The sequence below is a fragment of the Rhodococcus sp. IEGM 1241 genome (assembly GCF_033142365.1).
GTDB classification, from domain to species: domain Bacteria; phylum Actinomycetota; class Actinomycetes; order Mycobacteriales; family Mycobacteriaceae; genus Rhodococcus_F; species Rhodococcus_F erythropolis.
Genome location: NZ_JAWLSE010000004.1, coordinates 278,110 through 296,416 on the forward strand (window position 1 = coordinate 278,110; position 18,307 = coordinate 296,416).

The window sequence follows — 18,307 nt, forward strand, 5'->3', positions numbered from 1 at the left end:
AAATTCGCGCAAATCGGACATTTAGGGACATTCTGCACGGGTTGATGACGTTGAGCTCGTGGGAAGATCGCGACGTGAAGGCAGACGAGTTGCATCATGAGCCGCCGGGGTATCGCTGCCCGTTCTGTCGCTACGCGCTCGGCGAGTTCGACGAGCACAACGCGTCGACAGACCTGGTTGCTCGAACCGACCATGCAATCGCTCGGATTTCCCCGAAGTGGTGGCCGGGCAACCGCGGCCACGTACTTGTGTCACCGATCGAACACTTCGAGAATCTCTACACTTTGCCGACGAGCGTCGGGCACTCGGTGTTCGACCTCGTTCAGGCTGTGGCTGTTTGCAATTCGTGAAGCCTACGGCTGCGACGGTATCTCGACCAGGCAGCACAACGAACCGGCGGGCAACCAAGACGTCTGGCACCACCACGTCCACGTATTTCCGAGATACGAATCCGATCGCCTGTATGCCCGACATGGCGAGGCGGCATACGTTCCGCCCGAGGCTCGCGCGCCTTTCGCTGCACTTTTGCGCCCTCGATTTCCTGAACGCTGATCTGCAGCCGCATCCTGCCATGTACAAATTGGCGTGTTTGTAAAACTTTTACCTCAAAATCGTTGACAAAAGACCGTAATTTGTCCACTCTCTATACATAGATGTTGTTCGTGTCGCGGATTGCCGCGCAGGACGCACTCACTGATTCGAACGAGAACTGGAGAATTCGATGGCGGCGTTGGTGTACACCGAGCCAGATGGTCGGCTCGCAACTTGGAGAGACCGGAAACGCTACTTATGGCTGTTGGCGCTGATTCCGTCATCGGCAACTTTCATCGCCGTGGGGCTTGTTACCGCCACCGGATGGAATGTCTTCTGGTGGACCGGCCCACTGATCGCGTTTGCCCTCATTCCTGTCATCGACATTCTGGCGGGCGAGGACGGGAAAAATCCGCCCGACGAGGTGATCGACGAACTCGAGAACGACCGCTTCTACCGGTGGTGCACCTACGCCTATCTGCCGCTGCAGTACACGGCCTTCTTCCTGTCCTGCTACATCTGGGCGCGTTGGGATTTGAGCGTTCTCTCCAATATCGGACTCGCAGTGACGATCGGTGTGACGGCCGGAATCGGCATCAATACCGCCCACGAACTCGGGCACAAGAAGGAGAGCGTCGAGCGCTGGTTGTCCAAAATCGTTCTCGCGCAGAGTGCTTACGGTCACTTCTACCTCGAGCACAACCGTGGCCACCATGTGCGAGTGTCGACTCCGGAAGATCCGGCGACCTCGCGCTTCGGTGAGACCCTCTACGGTTTCTGGCCGCGCAGCGTCGCCGGGGGATTGAAGTCGGCGTGGCATCTCGAGAAGACCCGCTTCGAGCGTTTGGGCACCACGCACTGGAGCATCAAGAACGACGTGCTCAACGCCTGGCTCATGTCGGTTGTTCTGTTCGGTGTCGCGCTTGCAGTGTTCGGGATCGGCATTGCGCCGTACCTCGTGATTCAGGCCTTCATCGGATTCTCGCTGCTCGAAGCGATCAACTACCTCGAGCACTACGGACTCCTGCGGCAGAAGACCGCAAGCGGACGGTACGAGAGGTGCACGCCGGCGCACAGTTGGAACAGTGATCGCATCTGCACCAATGTCTTTCTCTATCACCTGCAGCGGCACAGCGATCATCATGCGAACCCGACGCGTCGCTACCAGGCGCTTCGCAGCATGGAAGAGGCACCTCAGCTCCCGAGCGGGTACGCCAGCATGATCATGCTCGCCACAGTTCCGCCCTTGTGGCGCAAGGTGATGGATCACCGCGTCCTCGCGCACTACCGAGGTGACATCACCCAGGTCAACATCGCGCCGAAGAAGCGGGCCAAGATCCTCGCGGCCTACGGGGTGAACGCATGAACGCCTACATCTGCCCGATCTGTGATTACACGTACACCGAATCGGCAGGTGCTGCGCGAGAGGGCTTTCCGCCCGGCACGCCATGGTCGAGTATCCCGGACGACTGGTGCTGCCCCGACTGCGGCGTCCGCGAGAAGGTCGACTTCACGCTCGTCGCGCAATCCTGATCGAACTACCCACCGACGAAAGGAAAACCGATGTCCGAGACTGCCACTGCTTACAAATTGTTCCGCTGCCTCCAGTGCGGGTTCGAATACGACGAAGCGATCGGCTGGCCCGACGACGGTATCGAGCCGGGCACTCGCTGGGACGAGATTCCCGAAGACTGGTCCTGCCCTGATTGTGGTGCTGCCAAAGTCGATTTCGAAATGGTGGAGGTGGACCGCTGATGACAGCGGTCAGCGAGTCCGACACACGCACCGTGGTGATCGTGGGCACGGGCATCGCCGGTGCCGGTGCGGCGCAGGCCCTGCGCAAGGAAGGGTTCGGCGGCAGCATCATCCTGATCGGCAGCGAACCCGAGGAGCCGTACCGACGCCCGGCGTTGTCGAAAGAACTTCTGTCCGGGAAGGCGTCGATCGATCGGGTTCGGTTGCGGCCGTCGACTTTCTGGACCGAGCAGGGTATCGATCTTCGGATCGGCGCAACTGTCACGAGTATCGACACCGATACCCGCACAGTACTTTTAGCCGATGGTGACAGCATCGACTACGACGTTCTGATTCTTGCCACGGGTGGACGGTCCCGACGGTTGGCCGCGGAAGATTCTGAGCGCGTTCACTATCTTCGGGATATCGCAGACATGCGACGCTTGCAATCCCAGCTGATCGAAGGATCCTCGCTACTGGTGGTCGGCGGTGGCTTGATCGGATCGGAGGTGGCATCAACGGCACGTGACTTGGGTTGCAGTGTGCAGGTTCTCGAAGCGCAACCGCTGCCCCTGTCCAGGCTGCTTCCACCGTCGATAGCGGAGAAGATCGCCGCGCTGCACGCCTCGGCGGGCGTCGCCTTGCAGACGGGAGTCGACCTCGAGACGCTCACGACGGGTGCCGACGGCGTCACCGCACGTGCGCGTGACGGACGCGAGTGGACAGCGGACTTGGCCGTCGTCGCAATCGGATCCTTGCCCGATACCGATGTGGCTGCTGCTGCGGGTATTGCGGTGGACAACGGGATTTCGGTCGACCGATACCTCCGGACCTCCGTCATTGATGTGTACGCGATCGGCGATGTGGCCAACGTGCCCAACGGTTTTCTCGGCGGCATGCACCGTGGTGAGCACTGGAACACTGCGCAGGACCACGCAGTTGCAGTTGCCAAGACCATTGTCGGGAAGGAAGAACCCTTCGAATCCGTCCCATGGAGTTGGTCGAACCAATTCGGCCGCAACATTCAAGTAGCTGGTTGGCCAGGCGCGGACGACACCGTGATTGTTCGAGGAGACTTGGAATCCTATGACTTCACTGCGATCTGCATGCGCGACGGAAATATCGTCGGTGCTGTGAGCGTGGGCCGGCCGAAGGACATTCGCGCCGTCCGAACCCTTATCGAACGCTCCCCGGACATCAGCGTCGACGTACTCGCCGATTCGAACAGGGATCTGACCGAACTTGCGGCGGGTCTTGTCGCCTTACCGGTGCTCTGAGTTCGTGACTTCTGTTGCTTGCGTGTCCACCGTTTTGACACCGAGTACGGGCGATGGAAATCTTCCCGATATGTCCACCGCTCGTGCCCGTGTCCCGTACCACGAGGCAGCTCGTCAACTCCTCCGTGCGTCAGCGCTCGACGCCACACGCGAACTCTTGACCGAGAAATCGTGGAACGACATCACGATGGCGCATATCGCGGAAGCTGCGGGTATGAGCCGGCAGACGTTGTACAAGGAGTTCACGTCCCGGCAGGGATTGGCGTCCGGATACCTCATCCGTTTCGTCGACGAGTTCCTCGAAGAGGTGGAACGCGAAGTAGCGCTGCACCATTCGGACCCCCGGGGTGCGGTCTCGGCGGCCTTCCGTGCCTTCTTCGACGCCGGTGCCCGGGATCCGATGGTGGTCAGTATTGTCGGTCCTCGTCCGCAACATGACCTGCTGAGCCTGGTCACCACCGACGGGACTCCGCTGCTCGAACATGCGAGCGCGAGGTTGGCCGAGATCTTCATGACCAGTTGGGCGAACGTCGACCGCGTCCATGCCGAGATGTTCGGCAGCACGATAGTGCGTCTGGCGATCAGTCACGTGACGTTGTCCTTCGGTACTCCCGATCAGATCGCCGAGAACCTGGGGGAGATGTTCGGGCCGTTCCTCGATCAAGTCATCGGTTCGGGCACAGTCGAACCGAACTGAGCCGACAGGATCGATACGGTTTCCGAGCTAGGACGGAAGTTCGATCGAGACTGATCGCCGTAGTTCTTTGGTGGGAAGTTTCGCCGATATGTGTGAATCCAAGTCCCGCTTCTCGGTAGCGTGCCGGACGTGCGTCGAGGTGCAGCCCGTGGGCGGCTCTCGTCAGATTCCGTCAACGGTGGAGGGTTTCGAAGATGAAGAGCTGCAATAAGTTTCGAGTGATGTCGACAGTTGCGCTAGTTGCAACATTTGTCATGGCCGGTGCAGGTGTGGCAATCGCCGACGAATCATCGTCAGGGTCTTCCGGCAGCGGATCGCTCGGTTCCTCCGGTGCGGCAGAGGTTGATCCGTTGACCTTCGACGGTTGGGGCACGTGCCCGATCGAGGATCTCGAGGTGACGACGTGCGCCAGCGTCGTAGTTCGCGGAGGGACCATGAAATTGGGCGCACTTTCGGTGCCGATCCCGGACGGAAGTCTCAAGGTGGCGGGCGGCGTGAAATACGCGACCCAGCCGGACAACAGTTTCATCGAGACGTTCGTCGCCAAGCAGGACGGGTCCAACGGGGTCTATTCCAATCCGATTTCGGTACCCGGAGGTGCTCTCGGGATCGATACTCCGCTGGGACTGACTCAGATCAGCGCGACGGTGGAATCGGTGGGAGTCCCGGATCTGAAGGTTCTCGAGCAGGAACTCACCATGCCTGTTCGATTGAAACTGTCTAATCCGTTGCTCGGTGACGATTGCTACATCGGTTCGGTTTCGAATCCGATCAACCTTCACCTGACCACAACCGGAAACCCTCCGTCGGAACCTATCGGTGAGTTCCCCGGTGCAGTGTTCCCGGCAGTCCCACATTCGGATGCTGTGTTTGCGGCGCCGGGAGCCAGCGGATGTGGACCGCTCGGTGCGCTCAACTGGGCGGTGAATCTACGTGGGGGACTGCCGGCGGCCAGCGGAAAGAACTCTCTCACCACGTCGAGCGACGTCTATGCAGTGGCTGCACGAAAGGTGCGACCGCCTGCCTGACGGACGCGCAGTCGCTGGAAAGTAAAACGAGGGCCGACCCGTGGTGGGTCGGCCCTCGTTCTACACAATCAGGTCAGCTGACCTCGGGATCACGCACCGTGATGGTGCCGTCCCTTACTGCGTCGGCGATGCTGTCGTGCAGTTTCGGGCAACCGTCCTTCAACGCCGTCGACTGCCCGGAAGCAATTGCCTCTTTGAAGGCGTGGCAACGCAGCGCCGGGTCGGAAGTCCACTGAACACTGGTGTGCTTGTACGTGTTCTTGCGAACAAGCACGCAGGCACCGCATGCCTTGCAGTCGACTTCCTGCAGACCCGAGTCGAGGTATTCGTGCTTGTCCTCGATCGTCTGGGCCGCGATCGCCTCGAGCCGTTCAGTCTGCCCGGCAAAGTCCGGTGCCTTGGCCCAGCGAGCCCACCGTGCGTCGGTTCCGATCGAGGCGCTCACGATTAGACCTCTGCTTCTTTCTTTGCCGCTTCTGCTGCAGCTTCCTTCTCGGCCTTCTGGCGTGCGAGGTTTTCCTCGACCTCGGCGTGCCAGGCCTCGTTTGCCTTGGTGGTGTCCACCTCGAACTCGAAGCGCTGCGTCATCTTCTCGGTGACGTCGGCCTTGTCCACGTAGAACTGCTCGTACCAGCGTCGTAGCTGGTAGACGGGGCCGTCTTCTTCGCAGAGAAGGGGATTCTCGATCTTGGTCTTGTTCTTCCAGATCGCGACGTCTTGCAGGAAGCCCTCGCTGATGCCCTCGGTGAACTTGCCGGCCAACTTGTCGGCCATCTCGTCGGAGACACCCGTCGGCTTCTTGACCGTCACGCCCCACTGCAGCACGAACGAGTCCGGGCTGATCGGGTAGTGGCAGTTGATCAGAACACTCTCGACCTCGTATCCGCTGTAGCTGTTCCACAGGGGATTGACCATGTACGACGGTCCGTAATACGCAGCTTCGGAGCGAAGAAGCGTGTCGCCGCCGTACTGGGAGGCCATTCCGATGTCGGGACGGCCGGTGGTGTTGAGGTACTGAGTGGCGATCTCACCTTCGAAGACGTTCTTGAAGTACGTCGGGAAGGCGTAGTGGATGTAGTAGAAGTGCGCCATGTCGACCACGTTGTCGATGATCTCGCGGCAGTTGGATCCCTCGATGACCATGGAGTTCCAGGTCCAGTCGGTCCATTCGTCGCTGTACGCACCCTCGATACGAGGAATCACGATCTCTTCGGGCGGCGGATTGCCCTCGGGGTCGTTCCAGACGAAGAGCTGACCGTTCTGCTCGAGGGTCGTCCACGCGCGGGTACGTGCGAGTGGGGGCACGCGGCGGGCATAAGGAATGCCGGTGCACTTTCCGTTGCCGCCCCAGCGCCAGTCGTGGAAGGGGCAGGCGATGGAATCACCCTTGACCTCGCCTTGTGTGAGGTCACCACCCATGTGACGGCAGTATCCGTCGAGAACTTTGATGTCGCCCTTGCTGTCGGCGAACACCACGAGCTTCGTACCGAAAGCCTCGATCGCGTGCGGTTTGCCGTCCTTGAAGGTCTTCAGTAGACCCAGGCAGTGCCAACCGCGGGCGAAACGCGTTTGCACCGTTCCGACGTCGATCTCGCGAATCTGCGCCATTGTGACCTCACATCCCTTCTAGCTGTTAGTAGAACACGTTATAGAACTCGATCCGGTTCCGCCAGATTTTGGGGGCACTTGTTACAGCATTGCGGCCACAAACGGGACCTTTGTCAGCGTCTCGACAGAAAAGAGAACGTGTTCTAGTCTCAAGTGTAAGTGAACCAACCGATCGAGGAAGACGGGAGCGTCGAAGTGGGTAACCATGACAGCCACGAGGTGATGCAGAGGCTCGACGCACTACTGCCGGCACTGCGCGAGCGCGCACAGGAGACCGAGGATCTGCGTCGTATCCCCGACGAGTCCATCAAGGGACTCCAGGAAACAGGCTTCTTCCGCTTGCTGCAGCCGAAGCAGTGGGGCGGGTACGAAGCCGATCCGGTGCTGTTCTACTCCGCAGTCAAGAAGATCGCCAGCGCGTGCGGTTCCACAGGGTGGGTCTCCTCGATCATCGGGGTACACAACTGGCACCTCGCCCTCTTCTCTCAGCAGGCGCAGGAAGACGTGTGGGGCAACGACACTGACGTGCGCATCTCGTCCTCTTACGCTCCGATGGGTATGGGTGAAGTAGTCGAGGGCGGATACAAGGTCAACGGTGCGTGGGCGTGGTCCTCGGGTTGCGACCATGCCAGCTGGGCCGTTCTCGGTGGTCCGGTGTTCAAGGACGGCCGCGCAGTCGATTTCGTGAGCTACCTGATTCCTCGCGAGGACTACCAGATCGACGACGTGTGGAATGTGGTCGGCCTGCGTGGAACCGGCTCCAATACCGTTGTGGTCAAGGATGTTTTTGTTCCCAAGCATCGCGTTCTGAGCTTCCGGGCGATGAGCGAATTGACCGCCCCGGGCCTCGAGAAGAACACCGCGCCGGTCTACAAGATGCCGTGGGGAACCATTCACCCCACCACGATCTCGGCGCCGATCGTCGGAATGGCTTACGGCGCCTACGAAGCGCACGTCGAGCACCAGGGCAAGCGTGTTCGTGCTGCGTTCGCCGGCGAGAAGTCGAAGGACGATCCGTTCGCCAAGGTGCGTATCGCCGAGGCGTCCAGTGACATCGACGCCGCGTGGCGTCAGCTCTCCGGCAACGTCGCCGACGAGTACGCGTTGATCCTTGCAGGCGAAGAGGTTCCGATGGAACTGCGGCTGCGCGCTCGACGCGACCAGGTGCGCGCCACTGGCCGTGCGATCGCCTCGATCGACAAGCTTTTCGAGAACTCCGGTGCCACGGCGCTGCAGAACGGCACTCCGATTCAGCGTTTCTGGCGTGACGCTCACGCTGGTCGCGTCCACGCCGCGAACGATCCCGAACGCGCATACGTCATGTTCGGAACCGGCGAATTCGGTCTGCCGATCACCGACACGATGGTCTAGAGGAGGCTCAGTGACAACTACCGAAGAAGCTCTCACCTACGAGTCCACTTCGCGGTTCGCGCAAGTGCGCCCCGATCTGAAACTGCACTTCCACGAGGCAGGCGTCGGAAACGACAAGACCATCGTGCTGCTGCACGGCGGTGGCCCAGGCGCGTCGTCGTGGTCGAACTTCGCCCGCAACATTCCGGTGTTGGCGAAGAACTTTCACGTCATCGCCGTCGATCAGCCCGGTTACGGGCAGTCCGACAAGCCGACGGAGCATCCGCAGTACTTCGTGCACAGTGCGTCGGCGCTCAATGATCTTCTGGATACGCTCGAGATCACCGGTCGCGTTGATCTGCTGGGTAATTCGCTCGGTGGTGGCGCTGCTGTTCGTTTTGCACTCGCCTACCCGGACCGTGCGGGTCGCCTCGTTCTGATGGGCCCCGGCGGTCTGAGTGTCAACCTGTTTGCGCCGGACCCCACCGAGGGCGTCAAGAACCTCGGGAAGTTCAGCTACCAGCCCACACGGGAGAACCTCGAAGCATTCTTGCGGATCATGGTCTTCGATCAGAAGCTGATCACGCCGGAACTCGTCGACGAACGCTTTGCTGCCGCCAGCACTCCCGAGTCGCTGGCTGCGGCCAAGGCGATGGGTAAGTCCTTCTCCAGCGGTGACTTCGAGCTCGGCATGCTCTGGCGCGAGGCGTACAAGCTCCGTCAGCGTGTGTTGCTGATCTGGGGCCGTGAGGATCGGGTCAACCCCCTCGACGGCGCACTGGTTGCGCTCAAGATGATCCCGCGCGCGCAACTCCACGTCTTCGGCGGTTGCGGTCACTGGGCGCAGCTCGAGAAGTTCGACGAATTCAACCGGCTCGCAACCGACTTCCTGCTCGACGGAGGTAAATGATGGGTATTCGATCTCTGGCGTACATGCGCATCGGGGCCACCGACATGGCCGCGTGGCGCGAATACGGACTCAAGATCCTCGGAATGATCGAGGGCAAGGGCGTCGACGCGGAATCGCTGTATCTGCGTATGGACGACTTCCCGGCGCGTCTTGTCATCGTTCCGAACGACACGGACCGTCTGCTCGTCTCGGGTTGGGAAACCGCGAATGCCGCTGAGCTGCAAGATATCCGTGACAGGTTGTCGGCAGCCGGTGTTCCGTTCAAGGAAGGCACGGCGGAGCAGCTCAAGGACCGTCGCGTCGTCGAGATGATCGCGTTCGAGGACACCTCGGGCAACTCCCTCGAGGTGTTCCACGGAGCTGCTCTCGAACACCGCCGGATCGTGAGCCCGTACGGGCACAGGTTCGTGACGGGCGAGCAGGGCCTCGGCCACGTCGTGCTCACCACCGATGACGACGATGCTTCGCTGCGGTTCTACCGCGACGTACTCGGATTCAAGCTTCGCGACTCGATGCGTCTGCCTCCGCAGATGGTCGGCCGGCCCGCGGACGGCGACCCGGCGTGGCTGAGGTTCCTCGGCTGCAACCCGCGTCACCACAGCTTGGCGTTCCTGCCGTTGCCCAACCCGACGGGCATCGTGCATTTGATGCTCGAGGTGGAGAACTCCGACGACGTCGGACTGTGCCTCGACCGGGCACTGCGCAAGAAGGTCAAGATGTCGGCGACTCTCGGTCGCCACGTCAACGACGAGATGCTCTCGTTCTACATGAAGACTCCAGGCGGGTTCGACATCGAATTCGGTTGTGAGGGGCTAGAGGTCGAGGACGAAAACTGGATCGCGAGGGAAAGCACGGCCGTGAGCCTGTGGGGTCACGACTTCACGGTGGGAATGAAGCCGTGAGTTCGCCCGACGCGTCGGTGAGTGCGGAACAGGCCATCGATCCACGCCAGTTCCGCACGGTTCTCGGGCAATTCTGCACGGGTATCACCATCATCACGACAGTCGACGACGGTGAGCCGGTCGGGTTCGCGTGTCAGTCTTTCGCTGCCCTGTCACTCGACCCACCTTTGGTGTTGTTCTGCCCCACCAAGGGTTCTCGGTCGTGGGCGGCAATCGAGCGGACCGGGAAGTTCGCCGTCAACGTGTTGGCGGAGGAACAGCAGGCGGTGTGTGCTCGTTTCGGGTCGCGTGAGCCGGACAAGTTCGCGGGTATCGATTGGACGCCATCACCGTTGGGGTCACCGATCATCGACAAGTCGCTTGCCCACATCGACTGCACGGTGGAAACCGTCCACGACGGCGGTGATCACTACGTCGTCTTCGGACGTGTGTCGTCGATGAGTGAGATCAAGACCGAACGCCCGCTGCTGTTCTATCGCGGGCAGTACACGGGCATCGAGCCGGACAAGACTGTTCCGGCTACCTGGCGTGACGATCTGGAAGCGTTCCTGACGACCACGACAGAAGATACCTGGCTGTAGGGGCACCCCGTGAGTGGTTAAGGAGTCCAGGGGCTCCTTAACCACTCACGGGGCCGGAGGCACTACAGAGAAAAACAGGTATGACAGAAGTCGTCACCGAACGGCGTCAGCAGGATGCTACGACGCACTATCTTGTTCGATCGTCCGGCTCGCTTGACCGCCTCGATCACCGACGGCTGTACCTCGACCACCTGGTACCGGTCGGCCTCGACGGGTTCGCGTGAGAACGCCACCAAACCGAGCCGATGCAGGTTGTTCAGGTACGCGCTGATGCGGTCCAGATGGCGACATCCCGCCAGTTCTCCGATCATCGACAGACCCTCGTCGATCATCTCCGAGCCGACGCCGAACGGCCGCGCCGTACGTACGTCCACGCTCGGTTGCGCACCTGAAGTGGCCAGCAACCGAAGAATTCGAGCTTCGTCCGGCGCGATTTCGTCGAGGATCCGGTCGTAGGCCGGGTGCAGATCGTCGCGATCGGTCACGTCCGCGGAACGGTCCAGCAACCTGTCGCCGCGTGCCCGCAGCGCCGCGAGAGTGGCTTCGACGCTCTGTTTGCGATTGGTACGAGTTGCCATTGCCGCCCGTAGGTTTTCGGTCCGCGAGCCGTCTCCGTTGGAGTTCTCGGCCCGACGTTCGGATTGAACATTGGCCGATTCAGCGGCCTCTGCCGCGGCTTCGGCGGCAGCCTGAACGATCTGCCGCGTCGCCTCCTTCGCCGTCCCGAAAGCCCAACCCGTCAGCTTGATCGACGTGAGCGTCGTCGTGGCAGTCAGCCCGACAAGGCTGCGGATCAGACGCTTTTCCACGGATTCGACCGGCGCGATGTCCGCAGCCCAGTCGTACGATTCCGCTTCGACGATCAGGCGATGGTCGTGCTCACTCATACTCATACTCCGACTCATACTCCGAATATTGCGAGGTGCAGGAAACCGGCAAACGAGCCCAGCACGGCCCCGTGTACGAACAACAGCCACTCGTCCTGTTTGACGGCTGAGCGTAGTAGTTCACTGAAATCTTCCGGTGAAAGGATGCTCATGCGTTCGGTGACGAAGACACGAATCTTCTCCGACTGGCTCTCGGCGAACTCCGCGTCCTCGAAGACCCTTGGGTACAGATCGAGCACTTCGGTGGTGGCCAGGCCGGGCAGACGCTTGTAGCTCTGCGAACCGACGGTCATCTTGACCACCGACTTTGCCCAGCCGGCGGCGTCGTCGACGGATTCGCGCAGTACCTGATCGAGCATCCGCCGCGTTCGGTCCGAGCGGGGACCTTCGAGGAGTTCGGTGCCGATGTTCTCGAGCGTCACGACGTGATCGGCCAGGGTTTTTGCGTACCCGGCGATGATCTCGGTGCGACGTTTCAGGAAAAGTCCCTGCCGCCACGGCACCCAACGGCTGGGGGTGATCGGTTCGAAGATCATCGTGATTCCGAGGTAGTTCACGATGTACCCGATGATCACGCCACCGATGGGAAGCACCCACCACTGCGGAACCAGATGGAGGATTCCGACGAGCACGAAGCCCATCGGGAACCCGAAGTAGAAGCCGAAGTTCTGCATGAACCTGAGCTCTTTGTTGCCCATCGTGCGGAAGATGTCGTTGAGCAGTTTGGGATGCGAGGAGAGGTAGCGGATCACCATCAGCTTCGCGTCGATGAACTCGTCGATGTCCTCTTCGATGCGGTCGGTGATCATGCGCACGCTGGCCGGCAGATCGTCCTCCACCTTGCGGAAGACGGCTTCCTTCACCGACGTCGGAAGGTTGTGCCACAGCTGAGGATTCTCGGCCGTCATGATTCTGGTGACCACGCCGCGCACTTCACTGCGGGAGATGTTCACCAAGTGCTCGGCGATGCTGTCCGGGTCCAGGACGCGATAGAAATCGGCGATGCTGCCGACTTTCGCGAGGGATTTGTCGACGGCGATCGACGCCATCTTCTCCGCCCGCGAGGGGACGATGCCTTGCCAACCGAATCTGCCGTCGCTGGTGATCGCGGGGATCACCTGGACGCGTCGGGGGAGGAACGGGAAGAGCAGTTTGAGGCCGGGCACTTTGATCCCGTGGAAGTTGATCGGCGCAAACAGCATCAGGACGCCCGACCAATTGGTGATGTACCCGATGATTCCGGTGAACAAAGGAATGGTGATCAACTGTTCGAGCAAGTGGTCCGGCACCGTCGCACATCCTCCTCATATCCGAGAACCTCACGTTCGGACATGATTGCCGAAACTTCGCTCTTCGTGGGTGTTTCGTTGGCTACTGCTGCGCCTTCCCAGTTGCGTCAGCATAGAGGCCCGACAATTCGGGCTGTAGGTGGGTAGGAAGTTGATGTAACCTCACGTACATGGTCAGTATTGCGCACAACACGACGACGCCGGTTCTCTTCCGGCGCATCGTTTAGCAACTGCTGACCGAACCCTTTCAGCCCCGGGAGTTATCGCCCCGGGGCTTTCCTGTTTCGTCGCTCCGTGTGCGTCTCCCCTTGAACGATTTGGAGAGCTCTCATGAGCGTTGACCACCGCGAACTCGGGCGCGACCTGGAGTTTTTCGCCACCACCCCCATAGTCGGAGCCGGCCTTCCGCTCTGGTTACCGGACGGCGCCGTCATCAGGAACGAACTCGAAAAGTTCGCCGCCGAACAAGCAGCGCGCTCCGGTTGTCAGGGTGTCTACACCCCGGTTATGGCGAAGAAAGAGTTGTACGAGAGATCTGGTCATTGGTCCAAGTTCTCGGAAGACATGTTCCCCGAAATGAAGATAGGGGGAGAGTCTTTTCTCCTTCGTCCGGCTAACTGTCCTCATCACGCTCAGGTATTCGCCGCTCGCGGTCGTAGTTATCGCGAGCTACCTTTCCGTGTTCGTGAACTCGGCTCGATGTTCCGTAGTGAACTCTCCGGAGTTCTCAGCGGATTGAGTCGAGTCCGACAGATCAATCTCGACGACGCACATGTCTTCTGTAGTCGTGAACAAGTGCAAGCGGAAGTGATCGTCGCGCTCGTCGCGATCGAGCGCTGCTACTCGACTCTGGGGATTGCCGAACGGGGGTACCGACTCTCGATCAGAGGGGGAGAGGGGCAGTACCTCGGCACCGACGAGCAGTGGGTGGACGCCGAGGATCACCTTCGCGGGGCGCTGAATGCACGCTCGATCGAGTACGTGGAAGCGAAGGGGGAGGCAGCGTTCTACGGTCCCAAGATCGACGTCCAGGTGCGAGACGCGCACGGCCGCGAGGAAACACTCTCGACCGTGCAACTCGACTTCAATCAACCGGAGCGGTTCGACCTCGAGTACACCGCTGAGGACGGATCCAAGGCTCGCCCCGTCATGATCCATCGGGGCTTGCTCGGGTCGATGGAACGCATGACTGCGCTATTGATCGAAAGGTTCGAAGGGCGGATGCCGCCGTGGCTGGCACCCAACCAAGTCTCGATCCTGCCTGTCGGCGACCGGCACCAGGTTGAGGCCGAGCGCTTGCGGGCCGATCTCGAGGCTCGCGATGTTCGAGTGGCGATCGCGCCTGACGGATCATTGGGACGTCGCATCCGCGAGGCACGCACTCACCGTGACCCGTACATTGCGGTGATCGGGGACAACGAGGTGCACGGCGGCACCGTCGACGTTCTGGTCCCCGCGCGTGGTGGGCGGGCGGTCGTCGATGCGAGTGTGTTTGTCGCTCAGGTGGTCTCGGGCATCGAAGAGCGTGCCCTGCTTCCGGCAGACTTCTAGCCGACGGGTAGTTCGTGGAGCGCGCGCACCAGTGGCGCGAGTTCGGGTGTCTTGCATGCCTCGTCGAGTGCGGCCTCGAGGGTGGCGTCGTGCGTCGGCCGTGCGCTTTCGAGAAGTTCGCGGCCGGCCGGCGTCAGTTCGGTGTAGATGCCTCGACGGTCGTCGGCGCACAGGATGCGCGTCAGTAGTCCTCGATCTTCGAGCCGATTGACCAAGCGCGTCGTGGCGCTGCTGCTCAGTGCGGCAGCGCGAGCCAGCTGGGCCATACGCATGTGCCAGCCATCCTGGCGGCTCAGTGCGTCGAGCACGGTGTATTCGACGACGGACAGTTTGTGCTCACGCTGGAGCGCGCGTTCCAGTTCGGTGTCGAGGGCGCCGTGCAGTGCTGCGAGCGTGCGCCACCCTTGCGAACGGATTTCGACGGCGTCGTCGGCGATCCCCATGTGATTCTCCTTGTCCGTTTCCTGCGACTCCAGGTTACCAGCTTGCGCATGTAGCGCGCGCGTGCAACTATTTATAGCGCGCCTGCAACTACTGCACACGCCCGCTAACGGCTTACGCGTAAATCTGTGAAAGGAACATCGAGATGCCATTGGGTCTCATTGCCCTCGCTATGGGCGGGTTCGGGATCGGCCTCACCGAATTTGTCATCATGGGCCTCCTGCCCGAGGTCTCGGCTGATTTCGAGGTCACCGAGTCCGTCGCGGGCTACCTGATCTCGGGCTACGCACTGTCGGTGGCGATCGGCGCGATCCTCCTGACCGCTGCCGTCACCCGCTTCGAGCGCAAGAAGGTCCTTCTCTCGCTCATGGTGCTGTTCATCATCGGCAACCTGATGTCTGCGCTCGCGCCCTCCTACGAGGTCATGATGGGCGGACGCATCGTCGCGGCACTGTGCCACGGTGCGTTCTTCGGGATCGGTTCGGTGGTTGCCGCCGACATGGTGGCGCCCAACAAGCGCGCCGGCGCCATCGCGATGATGTTCGCGGGCCTGACCATCGCCAACGTTCTCGGCGTTCCGTTCGGCACTCTGCTGGGCCAGCAACTCGGATGGCGCTCGACCTTCTGGGCCATCACCGTCATCGGCGTCATCGCCCTGATCGGAATTGCAGCACTCGTCCCGACGACGCCCGCCAGCACGACCGGTGGCGGATTGCGCGGAGAGTTGGGGGCATTCCGCAACAAGCAGGTATGGCTCTCGATCGCCATCACCATCCTCGGCTACGGCGGAATGTTCGGAGCCTTCACCTACATCGCCTTCACCCTCACCGAGGTCACCGGCTTCGCGACGTCCAGCGTTCCGTGGCTGCTCATCCTCTTCGGCTCGGGCCTGTTCGTCGGTAACTTCCTGGGCGCCAAGGCGGCCGACCGCTCGCTGACGAAGGCACTGGTCTGGATTCTCGCGATTCTGACCGTCGTTCTGATCGTGTTCGCCGCCACCGCGGAGAGCAAGGTCATGACCGTGATCTCACTGTTCTTCATGGGCGCCTTCGGTTTTGCGACGGTCCCCGGCCTGCAGATGCGGATCATGAACTACGCGTCGGCCGCACCGACCATGGCGTCGGGTGCCAACATCGCCGCCTTCAACGTCGGCAACGCACTCGGGGCATGGCTGGGCGGAATCACCATCGCCGCGGGACTCGGCTTCACCTCCCCGATCTGGATGGGGGCGGCGGTCACCGTCGCAGGTCTGCTGGTCCTGATCGTCGCGGCGAAGATCGACCGCCCGGCAGCGTCAGAGCAGTCGACGTCGAGCACCTCGCTGCACCCGACCGCCGCCTGAACCTGACCACTGCGCTCTGATCCCATCGCGTGAACGTATCGCTCCCCTTGTCCAACAAGGGGAGCGATACGTTCACGCGGGTCAGGTGAGGCGGAATTCGGCGGTCACCCCGGAGAACGGCGAAATCGCGCCGCTACCCCGAGCCTTCGACGCACCGAAGTGTTGGACTCGATACGTACCCGCCGGAGTATCGGCCGGAACATCCCACGTGATGCGAACGACGGAACCGTTGCTCCCGACCCGGCGCCAGTGCAGTTTGGTGGACCAGTCGTTGTCGTCGGCGACCCGTGTCCAGGATCCGCCGGTATTTCGCTGGATCTCGTAGAAGGTCTCGTTTCGGTGAGTGTCGTTCTTGGGGTGGCCGGTGACGAACTCGACGGCAACCTGTGCACCCGGTGAGCCGTCGCCGGGCTGGACGGTCGCATCGCCGAATTGTGTTCCCGGCAAGGGCTCGTCGAAGTCGACGCCAGGTCCGAAGCTGGGTTGGAACCCGGACAGGTCGGCCGGCGCGGGGCCGCGAGGAGGTTCGGTGCCGTCGCGCATCGCGGCTGCGAGGGCGGCGTACCCCTGTTGATAGGCCGGCAGTGTGTAACGGCCGAACATCGTCGAGCCGCCCTCGTACTGCTGCGAATCGTATTCCTGTGGCGTGGTGCAGTAGCTCGAGTACGAGTTCGCGTAGCCCTGGAAGATGACGTTCTCGAGGGGAACTCCAAGCTCCTCGGCGACGGTTCGACGCACGCGTAATCCGGAGACGATGGTGAATTCCGCAGGGCCACCGACGATGTAGAACTGGCCGATCCGCAGGATCTGGATCTTCAGTACGTTCGGCACCCATCCGCCCGGTGGCAACAGGCCGACCGGAACGACTACGAGCTTGGGTGCCTGTGCATCTTGAAGCCATTGAGGCACAGGAGCATCCATGCCGCCCAAGGCGTCGATCATGGGGTTTCGGGTGCCTTCGGGGAAGATCGGAATTGCCGGCCCGTCCTCGACGCTTCCGGCGCTCATTGCCGCACCGATCGCTGCCGGAGCAGTGCGGTGCTCGCGCCCGTCCGGGGTGAATCTTCCGCTCACCACCTGATTTGCCATGTCCAGGTACATGATCCGACTGTCGACACCACCAGTGACGGTTTCGGAGGCCGAATCGAAGGCAGTTTGAGCCGCCGCAACCTGGCGCAGCCCGATGATGCGTGCATTCTCGAATTCGTCCTCGGTCGGTCCGCGTCCGGGCTCGAGGAAGAGGTTCGGTGACATGTCGCCGCTGTTGGTCTGCGGAAAAGCGGCAATGAAGCTGGTGTCGCCGTCGAGGTAGCGCACACCCCGGTCGTCGTGCTCCCAGAAGTACGCCGCGGCGCCCTTGTTGTCCCCGGAGATGAGATGGTTCTCGTTCGTGAGCGAGGCGCAGTGGGTGGCGAACCAGTTGATCGCCCCGATGTCCTTGCTGCCCCGACTGATCCGCATGACACGCATGTGGTGATCGTTGCCACCGGGGTAGTAGGCCTTGTCCTCTTCGGGGTTGAGGTCGAACGCCACTCGTGATCGGTTGACGCTGGCATCGGTGAGATCGGACCGCCCGAAACGGACGGAGCCCGGCGCCAGGTTCTCGTGGGCAGCGCTGATCGCCTCGACCATGCCGTTGACCTCGGCTTCGAACACCTGCAGTTCGACGCCGAGAACTGCGAGGTTGTACGCGTAGTTGTGCGAGGCCCCGCCACATGCCGCGTGTGAATGGATGGCCGTCAACATGACGTTGCGTTCGGTGTAGATGTCGCCGAATTTCCCAGCCAGCCGGCGTAGGACCTCGTCGTGAACGGACTGGAAGATCATGCAGTTGTCGACGCACACGTAGGCGACCCGTGACCCGCCGGACTCGAAGATGAAGGCGCGTGCGCGCATTCGCTGGTGCAGTCCTTCGGCGCGTTGGTCGAAGCTCGAGTAGCCCATCATGCCGACCTCGGCGACCGGTCCGGTCACATCGGAGATCCCGACGCCCACCTGCAACGACGACGACTTGTCGGTACGTGCGGGTGAAACGGTGCGTGCCGGCGAAGCTGCGACGGCCTGGTTCGTCGACAGAGCGGCGAGCGCAGGTGCGGCGGCAGCGCCTGCCAGTACGGTGCGTCGGGTGATCTGCACGAGTGTCCTTTCGGGCGGTCTGACGCGAGTTGGTCAACCGTCC

At 61.6% G+C, this 18,307-nt stretch carries 19 protein-coding genes; 13 read left to right on the forward strand and 6 right to left on the reverse strand.

Annotated features, from left to right (window positions below):
• Positions 1 to 44: 44 nt before the first annotated feature.
• The 7 genes from R4P70_RS19685 (at position 45) to R4P70_RS19715 (ending at position 5,267) form a co-directional block, all read left to right on the forward strand.
• Entirely contained in the window at positions 45 to 350 is a 306-nt protein-coding gene (locus R4P70_RS19685; RefSeq protein ID WP_317831284.1) for a hypothetical protein, read from the forward strand.
• Between the two features lie 371 nt (positions 351 to 721).
• Complete coding sequence (locus tag R4P70_RS19690) at positions 722 to 1,897, forward strand: alkane 1-monooxygenase (RefSeq protein WP_124568882.1); 1,176 nt, start codon at positions 722 to 724, stop codon at positions 1,895 to 1,897.
• Positions 1,894 to 2,064: a rubredoxin gene (locus R4P70_RS19695; RefSeq protein WP_095970932.1), complete on the forward strand. Its 171-nt coding sequence runs from the start codon at positions 1,894 to 1,896 to the stop codon at positions 2,062 to 2,064. Before R4P70_RS19690 ends, R4P70_RS19695 begins: the two co-directional genes overlap by 4 nt.
• A 30-nt stretch (positions 2,065 to 2,094) precedes the next feature.
• Positions 2,095 to 2,286: a rubredoxin gene (locus tag R4P70_RS19700; protein WP_007734094.1), complete on the forward strand. Its 192-nt coding sequence runs from the start codon at positions 2,095 to 2,097 to the stop codon at positions 2,284 to 2,286.
• Positions 2,286 to 3,542 (forward strand): NAD(P)/FAD-dependent oxidoreductase, encoded by a 1,257-nt coding sequence (locus tag R4P70_RS19705; protein WP_317831286.1) that lies wholly within the window; start codon positions 2,286 to 2,288, stop codon positions 3,540 to 3,542. Before R4P70_RS19700 ends, R4P70_RS19705 begins: the two co-directional genes overlap by 1 nt.
• A gap of 70 nt (positions 3,543 to 3,612) precedes the next feature.
• Complete coding sequence (locus R4P70_RS19710) at positions 3,613 to 4,239, forward strand: TetR/AcrR family transcriptional regulator (RefSeq protein ID WP_019746903.1); 627 nt, start codon at positions 3,613 to 3,615, stop codon at positions 4,237 to 4,239.
• 194 nt (positions 4,240 to 4,433) lie between these two features.
• Entirely contained in the window at positions 4,434 to 5,267 is an 834-nt protein-coding gene (locus tag R4P70_RS19715) for a hypothetical protein (protein ID WP_308371907.1), read from the forward strand.
• 73 nt (positions 5,268 to 5,340) lie between these two features.
• Here R4P70_RS19715 and R4P70_RS19720 read toward each other — a convergent pair whose 3' ends face one another.
• Together R4P70_RS19720 and R4P70_RS19725 are read right to left on the reverse strand one after the other, a co-directional pair.
• Entirely contained in the window at positions 5,341 to 5,712 is a 372-nt protein-coding gene (locus R4P70_RS19720) for a hypothetical protein (protein ID WP_317831291.1), read from the reverse strand.
• A 2-nt stretch (positions 5,713 to 5,714) separates the two neighbouring features.
• Positions 5,715 to 6,875 (reverse strand): Rieske 2Fe-2S domain-containing protein, encoded by a 1,161-nt coding sequence (locus R4P70_RS19725; protein ID WP_003945847.1) that lies wholly within the window; start codon positions 6,873 to 6,875, stop codon positions 5,715 to 5,717.
• A 195-nt stretch (positions 6,876 to 7,070) separates the two neighbouring features.
• Here R4P70_RS19725 and hsaA point away from each other — a divergent pair, with 195 nt between their 5' ends.
• From hsaA to hsaB, 4 genes are read left to right on the forward strand one after another with little or no spacing between them, the layout of a single operon-like run.
• Complete coding sequence (gene hsaA / locus R4P70_RS19730; RefSeq protein WP_031332838.1) at positions 7,071 to 8,246, forward strand: 3-hydroxy-9,10-secoandrosta-1,3,5(10)-triene-9,17-dione monooxygenase oxygenase subunit; 1,176 nt, start codon at positions 7,071 to 7,073, stop codon at positions 8,244 to 8,246.
• A 10-nt stretch (positions 8,247 to 8,256) separates the two neighbouring features.
• On the forward strand, positions 8,257 to 9,135 hold the full coding sequence (gene hsaD, locus R4P70_RS19735; protein ID WP_317831293.1) for a 4,5:9,10-diseco-3-hydroxy-5,9,17-trioxoandrosta-1(10),2-diene-4-oate hydrolase: 879 nt from the start codon (positions 8,257 to 8,259) through the stop codon (positions 9,133 to 9,135).
• Positions 9,135 to 10,037, forward strand: a complete 903-nt coding sequence (gene hsaC, locus R4P70_RS19740) for an iron-dependent extradiol dioxygenase HsaC (protein ID WP_003945585.1) — start codon at positions 9,135 to 9,137, stop codon at positions 10,035 to 10,037. Before hsaD ends, hsaC begins: the two co-directional genes overlap by 1 nt.
• Positions 10,034 to 10,618, forward strand: coding sequence for a 3-hydroxy-9,10-secoandrosta-1,3,5(10)-triene-9,17-dione monooxygenase reductase subunit (gene hsaB / locus R4P70_RS19745; RefSeq protein ID WP_003945677.1), 585 nt, complete (start codon positions 10,034 to 10,036; stop codon positions 10,616 to 10,618). Before hsaC ends, hsaB begins: the two co-directional genes overlap by 4 nt.
• A gap of 62 nt (positions 10,619 to 10,680) precedes the next feature.
• On the opposite strand, the gene R4P70_RS19750 is transcribed toward hsaB, so the two are convergent.
• Together R4P70_RS19750 and R4P70_RS19755 are read right to left on the reverse strand one after the other, a co-directional pair.
• Positions 10,681 to 11,505 carry an Abi-alpha family protein gene (locus R4P70_RS19750; protein WP_019746907.1) on the reverse strand — a complete coding sequence of 275 codons (825 nt, stop codon included), beginning with the start codon at positions 11,503 to 11,505 and terminating at the stop codon, positions 10,681 to 10,683.
• 14 nt (positions 11,506 to 11,519) lie between these two features.
• A complete protein-coding gene (locus R4P70_RS19755) occupies positions 11,520 to 12,794 on the reverse strand; it encodes a DUF445 domain-containing protein (protein ID WP_019746908.1) in 1,275 nt (424 codons plus the stop codon).
• Positions 12,795 to 13,124: 330 nt separating this feature from the next.
• Between R4P70_RS19755 and thrS the strand changes: the two genes are divergently transcribed.
• Complete coding sequence (gene thrS, locus R4P70_RS19760; RefSeq protein WP_256063825.1) at positions 13,125 to 14,345, forward strand: threonine--tRNA ligase; 1,221 nt, start codon at positions 13,125 to 13,127, stop codon at positions 14,343 to 14,345.
• On the opposite strand, the gene R4P70_RS19765 is transcribed toward thrS, so the two are convergent.
• A complete protein-coding gene (locus R4P70_RS19765) occupies positions 14,342 to 14,788 on the reverse strand; it encodes a MarR family winged helix-turn-helix transcriptional regulator (RefSeq protein WP_003945852.1) in 447 nt (148 codons plus the stop codon). The two genes, thrS and R4P70_RS19765, sit on opposite strands and share 4 nt — an antisense overlap.
• Before the next feature lie 143 nt (positions 14,789 to 14,931).
• Between R4P70_RS19765 and R4P70_RS19770 the strand changes: the two genes are divergently transcribed.
• On the forward strand, positions 14,932 to 16,128 hold the full coding sequence (locus tag R4P70_RS19770; protein WP_020968434.1) for an MFS transporter: 1,197 nt from the start codon (positions 14,932 to 14,934) through the stop codon (positions 16,126 to 16,128).
• Between the two features lie 81 nt (positions 16,129 to 16,209).
• Here R4P70_RS19770 and R4P70_RS19775 read toward each other — a convergent pair whose 3' ends face one another.
• Positions 16,210 to 18,264 carry a neutral/alkaline ceramidase gene (locus tag R4P70_RS19775; RefSeq protein WP_317831296.1) on the reverse strand — a complete coding sequence of 685 codons (2,055 nt, stop codon included), beginning with the start codon at positions 18,262 to 18,264 and terminating at the stop codon, positions 16,210 to 16,212.
• Positions 18,265 to 18,307 lie beyond the last annotated feature (43 nt).

Bases quoted from the DNA above. Each gene is read 5' to 3' on its own strand.
- thrS (WP_256063825.1), top strand. From the start codon at position 13,125: ATGAGCGTTGACCACCGCGAACTCGGGCGCGACCTGGAGTTTTTCGCC.
- R4P70_RS19690 (WP_124568882.1), top strand. From the start codon at position 722: ATGGCGGCGTTGGTGTACACCGAGCCAGATGGTCGGCTCGCAACTTGG.
- R4P70_RS19750 (WP_019746907.1), bottom strand. From the start codon at position 11,505: ATGAGTGAGCACGACCATCGCCTGATCGTCGAAGCGGAATCGTACGAC.
- R4P70_RS19770 (WP_020968434.1), top strand. From the start codon at position 14,932: ATGCCATTGGGTCTCATTGCCCTCGCTATGGGCGGGTTCGGGATCGGC.
- R4P70_RS19725 (WP_003945847.1), bottom strand. From the start codon at position 6,875: ATGGCGCAGATTCGCGAGATCGACGTCGGAACGGTGCAAACGCGTTTC.
- R4P70_RS19685 (WP_317831284.1), top strand. From the start codon at position 45: ATGACGTTGAGCTCGTGGGAAGATCGCGACGTGAAGGCAGACGAGTTG.
- hsaC (WP_003945585.1), top strand. From the start codon at position 9,135: ATGGGTATTCGATCTCTGGCGTACATGCGCATCGGGGCCACCGACATG.
- R4P70_RS19710 (WP_019746903.1), top strand. From the start codon at position 3,613: ATGTCCACCGCTCGTGCCCGTGTCCCGTACCACGAGGCAGCTCGTCAA.
- R4P70_RS19695 (WP_095970932.1), top strand. From the start codon at position 1,894: ATGAACGCCTACATCTGCCCGATCTGTGATTACACGTACACCGAATCG.
- R4P70_RS19765 (WP_003945852.1), bottom strand. From the start codon at position 14,788: ATGGGGATCGCCGACGACGCCGTCGAAATCCGTTCGCAAGGGTGGCGC.
- R4P70_RS19700 (WP_007734094.1), top strand. From the start codon at position 2,095: ATGTCCGAGACTGCCACTGCTTACAAATTGTTCCGCTGCCTCCAGTGC.
- R4P70_RS19705 (WP_317831286.1), top strand. From the start codon at position 2,286: ATGACAGCGGTCAGCGAGTCCGACACACGCACCGTGGTGATCGTGGGC.
- R4P70_RS19715 (WP_308371907.1), top strand. From the start codon at position 4,434: ATGAAGAGCTGCAATAAGTTTCGAGTGATGTCGACAGTTGCGCTAGTT.